At 72.9% G+C, this 14,157-nt stretch carries 18 protein-coding genes; 11 read left to right on the top strand and 7 right to left on the bottom strand.

Features of this window, described 5'->3' with window-relative positions:
- A partial coding sequence (locus ITI46_RS28780; protein WP_209242847.1) for a GNAT family N-acetyltransferase occupies positions 1-268 on the top strand: 268 nt, incomplete at its 5' end.
- Between the two features lie 99 nt (positions 269-367).
- On the top strand, positions 368-667 hold the full coding sequence (locus ITI46_RS28775) for a hypothetical protein (RefSeq protein ID WP_209242846.1): 300 nt from the start codon (positions 368-370) through the stop codon (positions 665-667).
- A 73-nt stretch (positions 668-740) separates the two neighbouring features.
- On the opposite strand, the gene ITI46_RS28770 is transcribed toward ITI46_RS28775, so the two are convergent.
- Both ITI46_RS28770 and ITI46_RS28765 read right to left on the bottom strand, forming a co-directional pair.
- Positions 741-1,766: a threonine aldolase family protein gene (locus ITI46_RS28770; RefSeq protein WP_247746749.1), complete on the bottom strand. Its 1,026-nt coding sequence runs from the start codon at positions 1,764-1,766 to the stop codon at positions 741-743.
- A gap of 59 nt (positions 1,767-1,825) precedes the next feature.
- Positions 1,826-2,221: an ectoine synthase gene (locus tag ITI46_RS28765; RefSeq protein ID WP_209242845.1), complete on the bottom strand. Its 396-nt coding sequence runs from the start codon at positions 2,219-2,221 to the stop codon at positions 1,826-1,828.
- A gap of 128 nt (positions 2,222-2,349) precedes the next feature.
- Between ITI46_RS28765 and ITI46_RS28760 the strand changes: the two genes are divergently transcribed.
- Complete coding sequence (locus ITI46_RS28760) at positions 2,350-3,339, top strand: GlxA family transcriptional regulator (RefSeq protein WP_209242844.1); 990 nt, start codon at positions 2,350-2,352, stop codon at positions 3,337-3,339.
- On the opposite strand, the gene ITI46_RS28755 is transcribed toward ITI46_RS28760, so the two are convergent.
- Entirely contained in the window at positions 3,331-4,176 is an 846-nt protein-coding gene (locus ITI46_RS28755) for an aminotransferase class IV family protein (RefSeq protein WP_209242843.1), read from the bottom strand. The two genes, ITI46_RS28760 and ITI46_RS28755, sit on opposite strands and share 9 nt — an antisense overlap.
- A gap of 69 nt (positions 4,177-4,245) precedes the next feature.
- On the opposite strand from ITI46_RS28755, the gene ITI46_RS28750 reads away from it, so the two are divergent.
- Positions 4,246-4,590, top strand: coding sequence for a MerR family transcriptional regulator (locus tag ITI46_RS28750; protein WP_209242842.1), 345 nt, complete (start codon positions 4,246-4,248; stop codon positions 4,588-4,590).
- Positions 4,591-4,649: 59 nt separating this feature from the next.
- On the opposite strand, the gene ITI46_RS28745 is transcribed toward ITI46_RS28750, so the two are convergent.
- Entirely contained in the window at positions 4,650-5,108 is a 459-nt protein-coding gene (locus ITI46_RS28745) for a TIGR03618 family F420-dependent PPOX class oxidoreductase (protein ID WP_209242841.1), read from the bottom strand.
- A gap of 76 nt (positions 5,109-5,184) precedes the next feature.
- Positions 5,185-6,702 carry an MFS transporter gene (locus tag ITI46_RS28740; protein WP_209242840.1) on the bottom strand — a complete coding sequence of 506 codons (1,518 nt, stop codon included), beginning with the start codon at positions 6,700-6,702 and terminating at the stop codon, positions 5,185-5,187.
- A gap of 136 nt (positions 6,703-6,838) precedes the next feature.
- On the opposite strand from ITI46_RS28740, the gene ITI46_RS28735 reads away from it, so the two are divergent.
- From ITI46_RS28735 to ITI46_RS28725, 3 genes are all read left to right on the top strand, one after another.
- Complete coding sequence (locus tag ITI46_RS28735) at positions 6,839-7,330, top strand: MarR family winged helix-turn-helix transcriptional regulator (protein WP_209242839.1); 492 nt, start codon at positions 6,839-6,841, stop codon at positions 7,328-7,330.
- Between the two features lie 131 nt (positions 7,331-7,461).
- Positions 7,462-7,764 (top strand): acylphosphatase, encoded by a 303-nt coding sequence (locus ITI46_RS28730; protein ID WP_209242838.1) that lies wholly within the window; start codon positions 7,462-7,464, stop codon positions 7,762-7,764.
- On the top strand, positions 7,761-8,546 hold the full coding sequence (locus ITI46_RS28725; RefSeq protein ID WP_209242837.1) for a Mut7-C RNAse domain-containing protein: 786 nt from the start codon (positions 7,761-7,763) through the stop codon (positions 8,544-8,546). Before ITI46_RS28730 ends, ITI46_RS28725 begins: the two co-directional genes overlap by 4 nt.
- A 10-nt stretch (positions 8,547-8,556) precedes the next feature.
- Here ITI46_RS28725 and ITI46_RS28720 read toward each other — a convergent pair whose 3' ends face one another.
- Positions 8,557-8,985: a protein-tyrosine phosphatase family protein gene (locus tag ITI46_RS28720; RefSeq protein ID WP_209242836.1), complete on the bottom strand. Its 429-nt coding sequence runs from the start codon at positions 8,983-8,985 to the stop codon at positions 8,557-8,559.
- Positions 8,986-9,069: 84 nt separating this feature from the next.
- On the opposite strand from ITI46_RS28720, the gene ITI46_RS28715 reads away from it, so the two are divergent.
- Positions 9,070-9,600: an SRPBCC family protein gene (locus ITI46_RS28715; protein WP_209242835.1), complete on the top strand. Its 531-nt coding sequence runs from the start codon at positions 9,070-9,072 to the stop codon at positions 9,598-9,600.
- A 195-nt stretch (positions 9,601-9,795) separates the two neighbouring features.
- On the opposite strand, the gene ITI46_RS28710 is transcribed toward ITI46_RS28715, so the two are convergent.
- A complete protein-coding gene (locus tag ITI46_RS28710; RefSeq protein ID WP_209242834.1) occupies positions 9,796-10,932 on the bottom strand; it encodes an MFS transporter in 1,137 nt (378 codons plus the stop codon).
- A 249-nt stretch (positions 10,933-11,181) separates the two neighbouring features.
- Between ITI46_RS28710 and ITI46_RS28705 the strand changes: the two genes are divergently transcribed.
- The 3 genes from ITI46_RS28705 to ITI46_RS36140 all read left to right on the top strand — a co-directional run bounded on the left by ITI46_RS28705 (position 11,182) and on the right by ITI46_RS36140 (position 13,903).
- Positions 11,182-13,029 carry an ABC-ATPase domain-containing protein gene (locus ITI46_RS28705; protein WP_209242833.1) on the top strand — a complete coding sequence of 616 codons (1,848 nt, stop codon included), beginning with the start codon at positions 11,182-11,184 and terminating at the stop codon, positions 13,027-13,029.
- 22 nt (positions 13,030-13,051) lie between these two features.
- Entirely contained in the window at positions 13,052-13,627 is a 576-nt protein-coding gene (locus ITI46_RS28700) for a GNAT family N-acetyltransferase (protein ID WP_209242832.1), read from the top strand.
- A 192-nt stretch (positions 13,628-13,819) separates the two neighbouring features.
- Positions 13,820-13,903, top strand: coding sequence for a putative leader peptide (locus ITI46_RS36140; protein WP_312000843.1), 84 nt, complete (start codon positions 13,820-13,822; stop codon positions 13,901-13,903).
- The last annotated feature ends 254 nt before the right edge of the window (positions 13,904-14,157 follow it).

Genomic DNA, 14,157 nt, shown 5'->3' with positions numbered 1-14,157 from the left:
CGGGTACGCGACCGAGGCCGGGCGCGCGGTGCTGGAGTTCGGCTTCGAGTCGCTGGGCCTTACGGAGATCGTGGCGATCACCACGGCCGGCAACCTCCGCTCCCAGGCGGTGATGCGCCGCCTGGGCATGACCCACGACCCCGCCGACGACTTCGAGGACCCCACCGTCCCGCCGGGCCCGCTCCGCCCCGGTGTCGTCTTCCGGCTGCCCCGCGACCGGTTCGGCGGTACGACCGCCGTCAAGGGCCATCCCACGAATCGCCCATGATCCCGTCGTGGCTGCTGTGCAGCGCCACCAGAACCAGCGCCCCTTGTACCCCACAGCCACGGGCCCTCCCGTCTGCTGCACGGTCCAGCGGGTGCGGGCGTGCCCGCCGCTGAACGAGCGCTCCCGGGCGATGTGGCCGACGCACTCGCCCGCCGGGCCGTACACGTCGTAGTGGGCCGGCTGCCCCTTTCCGGCGGCGGCGATGACGACGCGGGCCCAGAGGTGCTGCCGGTAGGGGTCGGTCCACATCGCGAAGCAGCGCACACCCTGCTTGCGGGCGGCCGGATAAACCTCGGTCCCGACGGCCGGCAGTTGCCGGTCGAGGAAGACGGGCGAGCCCGCGGTGTGCAGGCCCGCGCCGACGATCTCGTACCGCGCCCGGCCGTCGTCCGCGGCTAACAGCCACCGGTGAAGCCGGGACAACGGGCCGCGGGGGGCCGGTCCGCAACCGGCCCTGCTGCGGGGGCTTTCGCTACGCGGCCATCTCCTGGGCGATGGCGGCCGCGAAGGTGTCCACGTCCGACTCGGTGGTGTCGAAGGCGCACATCCAGCGGACCTCACCGGTGCGCTCGTCCCAGGTCTGGAAGCGGAACCGCGTCTTCAGCCGCTCGGTGACCTCCCGGGGCAGTACGGCGAAGACGGCGTTGGCCTGGACCGGCCGTACGAGCTCGACGCCGGGCACCCGGGCGACGGCAGCGGCCAGCCGGGCCGCCATCGCGTTGGCGTGCCGGGCGTTGCGAAGCCACAGGTCGCCCTCCAGCAAGGCGACGAGCTGCGCCGACACGAACCGCATCTTGGAGGCCAGCTGCAGCGCGGCCTTGCGCAGGTAGCTCACACCGCGCACCGCCTCCGGGTTGAGCACCACGATCGCCTCGCCGAGCATCAGGCCGTTCTTCGTACCGCCGAACGACAGCACGTCCACCCCGACGTCGGTGGTGAACGCGCGCAGCGGCAGGTCGAGCGCGGCGGCGGCGTTGGCCAGCCGGGCGCCGTCCACGTGCAGCAGCATGCCGCGCTCGTGTGCCAGGGCGCCGATCGCCGCGATCTCGCCGGGCGTGTAGCGGGTGCCCAGCTCGGTGCTCTGGGTGAGGGAGACGACCTTGGGCTGGGCGTGGTGCTGCTCGCCGAAGCCCCGCGCGTACCGGTCGACGAGCTCCGGGGTCAGCTTGCCGTCGGGGGTGGGAACCGGGATCAGCTTCAGCCCGGCCACCTTCTCGGGGGCGCCGCACTCGTCCAGGTTGATGTGTGCGGACTCCGGGCAGACCACCGCGCTCCACCGGTCGCACATGGCCTGTAGCGCGACCACGTTGGCGCCGCTGCCGTTGAAGGCCGGGTGGACCTCGGCACGTTCGCCGAAATGTGCCTTGATCAGCTCGCGCAGCCGGGCGGTGTGGACGTCCGCGCCGTACGCCGGCTGGTGGCCCTCGTTGGCGGCGGCCAGCGCCGCCATGATGTCCGGGTGCACGGAGGCGTTGTTGTCGCTGGCGAAGGCGCGCAGCGGCTCGCCCTGGTGGCCGGGAGGCGGAGCGGTGGTTCCCGGAAGGGTCCCGGTGCCGCTCACCGGTCCTCCTCGGTCAGCAGCGGGAAGGCTCCGTTCTCGTCGTGGACCTCGCGGCCGGTGAGGGGCGGGTCGAACACGCAGACCGCGCGGAAGCGGGTGTGGGCGCGCAGGGTGTGCCGCTGGTGTGCGTCGACCAGATACATCACGCCGGGCTCGAGGCGGTACTTCTCACCGGTCTCGTCGTCGACCAGCTCGCCCTGCCCCTCGAGGACGTAGACGGCCTCGACGTGGTTGGCGTACCACATCTTGATCTCGGTGCCGGCATGCACCACGGTGTCGTTCAGGGAGAAGCCGATCTTGTCCTTGGCGAGCAGCAGGCGGCGGCTGATCCAGGTGGGTCCCCGCACTTCGCGCTCGGTGCCGGTGATCTCCTCCAGCGAACGGACGATCATGGGTGCGTCTCCTTCTGTCCTGTGCTCGGGCCAGGCCCTGGGGGCGTTTCCTGCGAACACCGAGATCCTGGCTGCCGCCGCACCTCCCGGACAGTGGCCCGAATGCCCGCTACCGCTAAGATCTGGTCATGCGTCCCGCGTCCCCCGGCCGCCGCCACACCGTCTCGGTGCTGGCCTTCGACGGTATGGCTCCCTTCGAACTCGGCTCGGTGGTCGAGGTCTTCGGACCGCCACGGGCCGGGCCCCGGCTCCCGTGGTACGAGCTGCGGGTCTGCGCGCTGGAGCGGGAGCCGATGCGGGCGGTCGGGGGTCTGACGATGACCGCCGAGAACGGCCTGGACGTCTTCGCCGCAGCCGACACCGCGATCGTCGTCGCGGTGCCGGACGTACGTGGCGAGGTGCCGCCGGAGCTGGTGGCGGCGCTGCGGGAGGCGCACGGGCGCGGCGCCCGCGTCGTGTCGATCTGCTCGGGCGTGTTCGCGCTGGCCGCTGCCGGGCTGCTGGACGGCCGCGAGGCGACGACCCACTGGCAGTACGCGGAGCTGTTGCAGCGGCGCTATCCGCGGATCCGGGTGAACCCCGATGTGCTGTACGTGGACGGGGACGACGTCCTCACCGGCGCGGGCAACGCGGCCGGCCTCGACCTGTGCCTGCATCTGGTGCGCAAGGACCACGGTGCCCGGGCCGCCAACGCGGTGGCCAGGCGGCTGGTCGTCCCGCCGCACCGGGAGGGCGGCCGGGCCCAGTTCCTGGCAACCGCGGTGAGCGAGCCGGTGGCCGACGACGGTGTGGCCCGCGCGATGGCCTGGGCGCTGGACCACCTCGCCGAGCCGATCACCGTGGCCGACCTGGCCCGCGCGGCCCACCTCGCGCCCCGTACCTTCCTCCGGCACTTCAACCGGCAGACCGGTACCAGCCCGCTCCGCTGGGTGATCGCCCAGCGGATCACGGCCAGCCTGCCGCTGCTCGAGCACAGCACGATGCCGGTCGAGGAGATCGCCGCCGCCGTCGGCATCGACAGCCCGGTGACCTTCCGGCACCACTTCACCCGGGCCATGAAGACCTCGCCCTCGGCCTACCGGCGTACCTTCCGCGCCGCGCCGCACTGCTCAGGGTGAGACGGGCGGTTCGGCCCGGTGCGCCCGGTGCAGCAGGCCGAGGAAGGAGGGGGCCGCGGGCAGGTGCACCGCGCCGATGCGGTGCACCGGGATGCCCGGGGTCCAGGAGTTGAGGACCACCGCGCCGGCGAGCGCGGGCAGGTCGGCGAGGGTGAGTTCGCGGTCGTGCTGGCGGACGCCGAGGCGGTCCAGCTGGCGGCGGACGGTGCTCAGCATGGTTCCGCGCAGCACATCGGCGCGGGGCCAGACCACGGCGTCCCCGTCCCAGAAGGCAAGGTTCCAGATCGTCCCCTCGCTCAGCCGCCCCCGCCGGTCGACGAAGACTGCGTCGTCGAAGCCCTGGTCCTGTGCCCGGCGCAGAAAGTAGGTCTTGGCCACCTCGCCGACGTGCTTCACCGCCGGGAGGGGGCGTTCGTACGGGACCGGTTCGAGGGCCAGCGGCCCCGCGGGCCCGGACGCGGCAGCTCCGGTGCGCACCAGTACGGAGAGCCCGGCGTCGGGCGGGGCCGCGGTGAACTCACCGGCCGATGAGTACACGACGGCCGTCAGCGAGACATCGGCAGGGCCCGCGGCCAGCGCCGTCCGCAGATACGACCGCACCCGGTCGTCGGGCAGCGCCTGGCCGAACAGCTCCACTGAGGCGGACCGCAGCCGCTCCAGATGCAGGTCGAGCCCGCGCACCCGGCCGTCCCGTACCTGCATGGCGGTGAAGTGCGCGTACCCCGCGAACGCCAGCGGGGCCAGCTCCTCAGTGGTGGCCGTGCGGCCGTCGCGCTGTACGGCGTAAGTGGTCGTCAGATGCCGCCTCACCAGGGCGGGCGTGGAATGTTCGCTCATGCCGGGACGTTAAGCGTTGACACCGATGCGAAGGTCAACACCGTGCTCGGAGAGGGCGAGGCAGGAGCAATGCTGATCGGGGAGTTGTCCCGGCGTACCGGGGTCAGTTCCCGGATGCTGCGCTACTACGAGTCGCAGGGACTGCTGGCGGCCGAGCGGGGGCCCAACGGCTACCGCGAGTACGGCGAGGAGGCGGTGGTCTCCGTGCGGCAGATCCGCGCCCTGCTGCGGGCCGGCCTGTCCACCGAGGTGATCCGTACGGTGCTGCCGTGTGCCCGGGGCGAGCAGCCGGTCATCCACTGGTGCGAGGAGCTGCGCGCCATCCTCAACGGCGAGTTGGCGGCGATGGACGAGCGGATCGACGCCCTCCAGCGCAGCAGGGGCACACTCGCCGAACTGCTGGGCCCCTCCTGAACCTCCTGAGCGGAGGACGGAGGGGCCCTGGGCGCGGGTCGGCCGGCTGTGCGGGCCGGTCAGTCGGCCTTGTCGATCTCGAGGATCGTGCCGTAGAGCCGTGCGACGTGCAGGCGGATGACGACGCGCTGTTCCTCGACCGCCTCCGCGAGGAACGCCTCCTCGTCCCCCGGGGAGGCGAACCCTCCGGCCATGGCGGCGAGTTCCCTGCCGACCGCGTCGCCGGGGACGGTGGTGGGCTCGGAGACCTCCGCCTCGCCCTCGGCGACCGCGAAGGTCCACACGTCCCGGCTCACATGCAGCGCGGCGTGCGGGTCGGCGCGGAAGTGGCGGGGCTTGAGGCGGTCGCGGGTGGTGGAGATGCGCAGGATGCGTTCCTTCTCGTCCCAGCGGTACAGCACCGTGGTCAGATGCGGGTGACCGCTCTTGCGGACGCTGGCCAGCACCCCGAACTGCTGCTCGGCGAGAAGGCGGTGGAGTTCGGATTCGGTGAGCGGGCGCGGAGCCGGACCGGGCATGAGGGTTTCCTTCCGGGTGGGGAGGGTGGGGAGGGTGGGGAAAGCTACCGCAGAGTTGCGGGAGGGACGGCAGCGGTCAGCTCACAGGTTGCCGTGCGGCAGTCGTCGGCTCCGGTGCCGGCTCCGGTGCCGGTATCGGCTCCGGTGCCGGCTCCGTCGTGGCGCCGGGCCTGCGGAGTGCCACGAACGCGACGACGAGCGCCAGGAGGAGCAGTCCGGCCCCGGCGGCGAAGGCCACGTGGTATCCACCGGTCAGCGCCGAGGTGCGGGAGCTGCCGGAGGCGGTCAGTGCGTGGGTGCGGGCGGCCGCCAGGGTGGAGAGTGTGGCCACGCCGAGGGCCATGCCGATCTGCTGCGTGGTGTTGAACAGCCCGGAGGCCAGGCCCGCGTCGCGTTCGCCCGCACCGGACATCCCGAGCGCGGTGAGGGCGGGCAGCGCGAGCCCGAAACCTGCCGCGAGCAGCATCACGGGCAGCAGATCGGCGGCGTAGTCAGCGCGTTCGGGCACCCGGGTCAGCAGGCCGAGCACGCCGATCAGCAGCGTGATACCGGTCAGCAGCACGGCGCGTTCCCCGTACCGCGCGATCAGCCGCGCCGAGACGCCGAGCGAGACCAGGCCGATGACGAGTGCGGCCGGCAGCATGGCGATGCCGGTGCGTGCGGCGCCGTAGCCCAGCACTCCCTGGAGGTAGAGGGCGACCAGCACCTGGAAGGAGTACAGCGCCGCGACCATCAGCATCTGGACGACGTTCGCCACGGCCACGGTCCGGGAGCGCAGGATGCGCAGCGGCATCAGCGGGGTGCGGGCCCTGGACTGGCGGACGAAGAAGCCGGTGACGAGAACCGCGCCGAGGAGCGCGGGCACTACGGTGCGCGGTGAACTCCAGCCGTGGGCGGTCGTGTTGATCACGCCGGAGATGCCCGCCATGAGGCCGACGGTGATCAGCAGTGCACCCCAGACATCGGCTCCGGCGCGCAGCCCGATGCCCTTGTCGGCCGGGAGCGCCGGGAGGGCGAGGGCGATGACGGCGGCACCGATCGGCAGGTTGATGAAGAAGATCCAGTGCCAGCTGAGCAGGTCGGTCAGCACCCCGCCGAGGACTTGGCCGATGGAGGCGCCTGCGGCCCCGGTGAAGCTGAACACGGCTATGGCGCGGGCTCGCTCCCGGCGCCCGGGGAAGAGCGTGACGAGGATGCCGAGCCCCACGGCGGCCGCCATGGCGCTGCCGACGCCTTGCAGGAAGCGGGCTGCGAGCAGGACGGCGGGGGTGGTGGCGGCTCCGGCCAGCAGCGAGGCTGCGGTGAAGACCCCGGTACCGGCGAGGAACATCCGCTTGCGGCCGAGGAGATCACCGAGCCGCCCGGCGAGCAGCAGCAGGCTTCCGAAGGCGATGAGATAGGCGTTGACCACCCAACTCAGCTGCGAGGAGGTGAAGTCGAGGTCGCGCTGGATGGCCGGCATCGCCACGGTGACGATGGAGCCGTCGAGGATGATCATCAGCGTCCCGGCGGCGATGACGGCGAGCGCGAGTTCGCGCCGACGGTGAGTGGTGGGCTCGGGTGTGGGTGCGAGTTCGGTGGATATGGCGGACATAGTGGCCTCTTCTGTTCGTGCAGCCGACAAGCGAGGGGTGATCAAGGGGTCGCGGTGGAGCGATAGCGAGACCGTAGCAGATAGTTTCGTTGCAGACGATATTTTTCGGAACGAGATTCCCGGTACGCTGGACGCCATGACCGCCATGACGCCACCGACCCGCACCCAGCCGGACCTCTCCTACCTGCTGGACCACACCAGCCATGTGCTGCGCACCCAGATGGCGGCGGCCCTCGCCGAGATCGGGCTGACCGCGCGTATGCACTGCGTCCTGGTGCACGCGCTGGAACGGGAGTGCACCCAGAGCGAACTCGCCGAGATCGGCGACATGGACAAGACCACGATGGTCGTCACCGTCGACGCCCTCGAGCAGGCCGGACTGGCCGAGCGCCGCCCCTCCAGCACCGACCGCAGGGCACGGATCATCGCGGTCACCGAGGAGGGTGCGCGGACGGCCCAGCGCAGCCAGCGGGTCGTGGACGAGGTGCACGAACGGGCGCTGGGCGCGCTGCCGGAGGGCGACCGGGAGACGTTCCTGCGACTCCTCGACCACCTGGCCACCGGCCACCTGAGCACCCCGGCCCCCACCCCGGCACCGGCCCGCAGGGCCCGGCAGCGCAGCAGGTGATCCGGGTCCGGGCGGTTGCCCCCCGGATCTTGCGCACCCGGCCTTGACGCGTCCCGAAGGACCGCAGGTGCCCTGCGACCGCGTTCGCGGGACCATGGAGGGGCCAACCACGGGACGGCTGAGGTGAACCGATGGCTGCGACATCCAAGCGCGTGATCGTGACAGGACAGGTGCAGGGCGTCTTCTTCCGGGACACCTGCCGGCAGGCAGCCGCTGCGCACGGCGTGCACGGCTGGGTGCGCAACCTGCCCGACGGCAGCGTGGAGGCGGTCTTCGAGGGCGAGAGAGAAGCCGTCGACGCGCTGGTGGAGTGGGCGCACGAGGGGCCGCCGGCCGCGTTCGTCGACGACGTACAGGTGACCGAGCAGCAGCCGCAGGGGCACTCCGCGTTCGAGGTGCGCACCACCGCCATGGCGCCGGGCCGGGACCGGTGACGGGGCCGGAGCCCCGCGCGGCAGCGGACGGCCGGCTCCGGCTTCACGTCGACGTACCCGAGGAACTGCGCCTCTTCCTCCCCGCCCGGCTGCGCCGACAGGCGGCGCGGGACCCCGAGGGCATCACCTGCCCGTACGACGGGACGTCCTCGCTCGGCCATGTGGTGCAGTCGCTGGGCGTGCCGCTGACGGAGGTCGCCGGGCTGCGCGCCGACGGTGCCGCTGTCCCCGACTCCTTCCGCCCAGCCGACGGTACGCGTATCGCGCTGACCCCGGTGTCACGTCCCCAGCCGCTGCCGCCCGACGCGCCCTCCCCGCCCCGGTTCGTGCTCGACGTGCACCTGGGCGCGCTGGCCCGGCGGCTGCGGCTGCTGGGCGTCAATGCCGCCTACCGCAACGACGCCCACGATCCGGAACTGGTGCGGCAGGCCAACGAGGAGCGGCGCATCCTGCTGACCCAGGACCGTGGCCTGCTGCGCAGGCGGGCCCTGTGGCTGGGCGCTTACGTGCGGGGCAGCCGCCCCGACGACCAGATCACCGATGTACTCGCGCGGTTCGACCCGCCGCTCGCCCCCTGGACGCGCTGCCCCGCGTGCAACGGGACGCTGGTGGCCGTCGCCAAGGAAGAGATCGCCGAGCAGTTGCCGCCCGGCACCCGGCGTACGTACGACACGTTCACGCGGTGTGCGGGCTGCGGGCGCCTCTACTGGCCGGGTGCCCATCACCCGAGCCTTACGGCTCGGGTGGACTCGGCGCGACGTCGGAGCAACAGATTCCGATGAGGGGTACGCCCTATCGGAAGAGCTTCACGTAGCGGCGCTGCCAGGGGGTTTCGACCGCGCGGCGCGCATAGTGGGTGCGGACGTAGTCGACGGCCTCGCCGGGCGGGACTCCGTCGAGGACGGCCAGGCAGCCCAGGGCCGTGCCCGTACGGCCCTGGCCCCCGCCGCAGGCGACCTCGACCCGCTCGGCCGCGGAGCGCTCCCACACCTGGTGGAGGGCCTCGCGCGCCTCGGCCCGGTCGCTGGGCAGCCGGAAGTCGGGCCAGCGCAGCCAGCGGGACTCCCAGCCGGAGGCGGGCGGCCGGCGGCCCAGCAGATAGAGGCCGAACTGCGGCTCGTGGCCGGCCGGCAGGGGGTGGCGCAGCCCTCTGCCGCGTACGAGCCGTCCGGAGGGCAGGCGCAGCACGCCAGGCGCATCGGGTTCCCAAGTGGCGGACATGCCGGGAGCCTAACGGCACGTGACCGCTCCCCCATACGGACCGCCCCGGCGGCGGGGGCCGGGCTCCGGCGGGAGACTCGGGGGATGAGCGTGGACCTGGGAATCTTCGTGGAGCGGGACGGGCTGCCCGCCGTACGGCTGGAGCGCCCGTTCGCCGTGAGCCCCGAGGAGGTGTGGCAGGCGCTGACGGAGCCGAACCGGATGGCCGCGTGGTTTCCGTCGCCGACCGTGTACCTGGAGCCGATGGTGGGCGGCCGGGTGGACTTCGCCGGTGACCCGTACGCGGAGGACCACTCCGGTACGGTCCTGGAGTTCGACCCGCCGCGACGGCTGGGTTACACCTGGGGGGACGACGAGCTCCTCTTCGAGCTCGGACGGCGCGGCGAAGGGTGTGTACTCGCGCTCACGGACGTGCTGGAGCAGCGCGAGGCAGCCGCCCGCAATGCGGCCGGCTGGGACGTGTGCCTCGAGGAACTGGGCAAGCTGCTGTCCGGCGGCACCCCCTCGGGCCCGCACGACGCGTCGGCCTCCGACTGGCAGGCCCGCTACGACGCCTACGTTGCCGCGGGCATGCCATCGGGAGCCCCGGTGCCCGGCGAGGGCGATCCCGGCTGAACACCCGTACCCGGCATGGGGGCTGCGCTTGCCAGCCCTGCGCCTTGGGGGTACCCCCTGCTCGAAGAGCTTGGGGGGAGCAGACCTCCCAAGCGCAAGAGCTGGCCACCAAGGGGCGCGGGGAACTGCGCGACCAGCCAGAAACAAGCCCGCAGCCTGCAACGCACCGCAAGGGGCACCCCGTAATCAGAAAGCTCACCCCCAACGCCGGGCCATATACAGGGTCCAGCATGTAAGCGCAGCGCACAGCGCACCGCCGCCAGCAAAGACCGCCGCATGGCGCCCCTCTTGCAGCAGGGACGCCGTCAGGGCCACCGTCGCGGAGCTGGCCAGCAGCGCGGAGGCCGAGAACAGCGAGGCGGCGCGGGCACGCGCCGGAGCGGGCAGCAGCCGGGGCAACCAGGTCTGCAAAGTGGTGTGGAGGTAACTCCACCCCGTACCCAGCAGCACGGCACACAGCATCAGCACCGCCGTACCGGGCACCAGCGCGGCCAGCAGCGCACCGGCCGCACCCGTCGCACCCCCAGTGGCCAACAGCCTTGCCGGGCCCCACACTCGCGCATGCCGGCGCAGCACCAACGTGCTGCCGAGCACCCCGACCGCGTAGGCGACCAGCACAGTCGAGGTCCATGCCTGTCCACCCGCGGTGGCCAGCGCGGGCGCCAGCAGCGCGGGCAGCCCCAGCATCACGGCCCCTTCCGCTGCGCCGAGCCCGAGCACGGTCCCGTAAGCAACGGAGAAGCCCCCGGTCGGCGCATCCGGGGGCTTCTCGTAGGTGCGGGCCCGCTCCGCCGGGACGGGCCCGGGGCGGGTGGCGGCACGGATCCGGCAGACCGTCAGCGCGGTCAGTACGGCGATCACGGCGAACGCGGGGCGCCAGGAGCCGCAGCGCAGCACGGTGTCGGCGAGGACGGGCGAGGCGATGGCGCTCGCCGCGGTGACCGTGGTCAGCGTGGCGAACGCGCGCTGTCTGGCCTGTGCCGGGTTCAGCGACTCGTAGTAGAGGGAGACCGAGGGCGTGACGGTGGCGAACCCCGCGCCGGCGGCGGTGCGCAGGGCGATCCACCAGCCGGGGCCCGGGCACAGCGCCGAGCCGACGGACGCCGCTGCCGCGACCAGCAGTCCGGTGCGCAGACTGCGCCCCGGCCCGTAGCGGTCGGCCAGCCATCCCCACACCGGGAGGGCGAGCCCTTGTCCGAGTGAGTAGGCGGCCATGCCGCCGGTGACGGTGCTGATGTCCGTGTGCCAGGCGGTGGCGAGTGCGGCGAGCAGTGGAGCGGCCAGATGCCAGTCGGCGTTGCCGAGGGCGGCGGCCCAGCGCAGCGCGGTCATGGTGGCCCCTCTCTCAGGCTTACGGAAAGCGAGAATATGGGCGTTTTCCACAAGAAGGCGCTGTCTGCTGGAATTTGATCCCTTCTGGGGACCCGGCCCCTGCCCCGGCACCGGGCGGCACGGCAGCGGCGGACGATGGGCCGGGCCGAACAGGGGCGGAGTTTCAGGGCGGTCGGACCGGCGCCGTATCGTCGGTTTCCGCGCACCACGGAGCGACACGGACGAACAACAGGAAGGCAGGCGAGCGGCGTGCGGGAGCAGTCCTCAGGAGCCGGCGGGCAACGGCGCGGCGGTGGGCGGCCCTACGGACGCGGCGGCTTGGGCGGACCGCGCGGCGGGCACGGGCCGCGCGGGCGGCGCGTACCGCCGCGCGAGCACCCCGGGCGCTCGGCGTACGGCGAGGACCGGCCGCGCGCCGTCCGCACCGGGCTCGCGGCCGAACTGCGCGGACTGGAGGGCGCGCAGTACGGGCGCTACAAGGGCCTGGTCGGGCGCTGGGAGATGCCCGGCGGCGAGCTGCTGGAGCTGGTACGCGGACAGTCCGACCCGTACGCGCCCCCGGCCCGGGTCGCCCTCCATGTGCCGGGGCGGCTCGCGGCGCTGCCGCCCGAGCTGTGGCGGACCGCGACCCGGCGCCGTGCGCTCTCCTCCTATCTGGCGCGGCAGGCGGCACACGCCGTGCGCGGTGAGAAGGCGCTGCGGGTGGACGCGGGCGGCCAGGAGGTGCTGGAGCGCAGTTCGTGCACCGTCAGCGGCGAGGACGGCTCGGTGACGCTGCGGCTGGGTGCCGCGCTGCCGGGGCACGGGCGGCGGATCGACGGACGGGAGGCCGAGCGGCTGCTGTGCCAGGTGCTGCCGCGGGTGGTCGAACGCGCGCTGCGCTACGCCGCGTTGGACGCGGATGAGGTCCAGCACTTCGTGGAGACGGTCGAGGATTCGGTGGCGCTGCGGGACGCGCTGGACGGGCTCGGCCTGGTGGGGTTCGTCGCGGACGGCGCGGTGCTGCCGCGCCGCAGCGGGGTGGACGACCGGCCGGCCACCGGCAGCGGCGTGGTGCCGTTCGCCTCGCCCGACGCGTTGCGGGTGACGGTCGAGCTGCCGCACGCGGGACCGGTGACCGGTATGGGCGTTCCTGAGGGCGTGAATCTGGTCGTCGGCGGCGGCTTCCACGGCAAGTCCACGCTGCTGCGGGCGCTGGAGACGGGCATCTGGGACCATGTGCCGGGCGACGGCCGTGAGCTGGTCGTCTCACGAAGCGAGACGGTGAAGCTGCGGGCCGAGGACGGCCGGCGCGTGGAGCGGGTGGACGTGCACGCCTTCGTCGACCACCTGCCGGATGGTTCGGACACCTCGGACTTCTCCACACAGAACGCCTCAGGCTCCACCTCGCAGGCCGCGTCGCTGTGCGAGGCCGTGGAGGCGGGCGCGCGGGTGCTGCTGATCGACGAGGACACCGCGGCGACCAACCTGATGATCAGGGACGCCCGGATGCAGTCGCTGGTCGCCAAGGACCGCGAGCCGCTGACGCCGCTGGTGGACACCGTCCGCTCGCTCCACCGCGATCACGGCGTCTCGACGGTGCTGGTGATGGGCGGGTCCGGGGACTATCTGGAGGTCGCCGACCGCGTCGTGATGATGGACGCCTACCGCCCCTCCGATGTGACCGCGCGGGCCCACGAGATCGCGGCCGTGCCCACGGGGCGGCACGCCGAGGCGGAGTCGTTCCCCGGCGTCGTGGCCCGGGTGCCCGACCCCTCGTCGCTGGACGCCGAGGTGCGCGGGCGGCCCCGGATCCGCGCGCGGGGCGAGGACGTGCTCTCCTTCGGCGACCACGAGGTGGACCTGCGCGCCGTCGAGCAGATCGCCGACCCGCGCCAGGTGACCGGCATCGGCCTGACCCTGGAACTGATGGTGCGGCGCGGGATGCTGGACGGACAGCGGACGCTGGCGGAGGCCCTCGACCTGCTGGACGAGCTGCTGGCGGACGGCGCCACGGGCCCGCTTCTCAGCATTCGGGACGAGGATTTCGCCGTGCCCCGCCGCTTCGAGACGGCCGCGGCGATCAACCGCGTCCGGGGGCTGCGGATGCTGCGCTGAGCGGGCGTGGTTGGCTGGCGTCATGAGCGACACCGTGACCGTCACCACCTGGTACCTGGAGCAGACCGCGCCCGGGGACCTTGCGCCCGCCCGGATACCGGACACCTCAGCCGGGGTCACCGTTTGCCGTGCGGAGGTACCGAGCCCGGAGTTCAGCCGGTTCCTCTACGCCTCGGTGGGGGCGGACAACACCTGGGTGGACCGGCTGCCGTGGACGTACGAGCAGTGGCAGCGCTTCCTGGAGCGCCCCGGCGTCGAGACGTGGGTCGCCTACGAGCGGGGCACCCCGGCCGGCTTCATCGAGCTGGACGGCGCCGGGGAGGCGGGCACGGTGGAGATCAGCTACTTCGGGCTGCTGCCCGCCTTCCGTGGCCGGGGCATCGGGGGCCATCTGCTCTCGGTCGGGGTCGCCCGCGCGTGGGATCTAGCCGGCCGGTGGGAGGGGCACCCGGCGACAGCTCGGGTCTGGCTGCACACCTGTTCTCTGGACGGGCGGCATGCCCGGGCCAACTATGAGCGGCGGGGCTTTCGTGTCTACCGCACGGAGACGAAGCCGGAGCCGCTGACCGCCGCGCCGGGCTCCTGGCCGGGGGCCTGAGACCGCGCCCCGAAAGAGCGCGGGGAACGGCACGCTCAGCCGACCTCCGGCCGCACTCGGAAGGCGTCACAAGCCCCGGCGGCGGGACCCCGGCCGCAGCCACACAAGAGGGCGTCTCATAGTCCGAGCGCCACATGTCCGCGATGCGGACATCGGTGGACTGAGGTCAGACGCCCGTGCGACGCTTCCGTCATGTCTCGCGCTGGAATCGCCTTGGTGAGTCGACGTCACGTCGACCTCGTTCGCGTGTCCAGCGCCATCTGTCCGGCGGGCTGACAGTCACAGCACCGCCGTTCTGACACCCCCCTCCTGACGTCCTCCGACGCCGACCGAGCCGGCCGAGCCGCGGCCACCGCCCTCACCGTCGCGGGCGAGCCGCCGGAATCGGCGCCGAAACCCCTGCGTACGGGCACCTGAGCCGCGCCACGTGGCCGGCCCGCCCGGCGTGTCCGACCGCACTCGTCGCCAACGCGTGCCCGCGCCCCCTGCCCGAAGGATCTCCCGCCATGGCCGACACCTCCGAGCGCCCC

The organism is Streptomyces oryzae (assembly GCF_017676365.1).
Classification (GTDB): domain Bacteria; phylum Actinomycetota; class Actinomycetes; order Streptomycetales; family Streptomycetaceae; genus Streptomyces; species Streptomyces oryzae.
The sequence above is the reverse complement of the archived record's forward strand: the minus strand, read 5'-3'. Positions and strand labels throughout refer to the sequence as shown.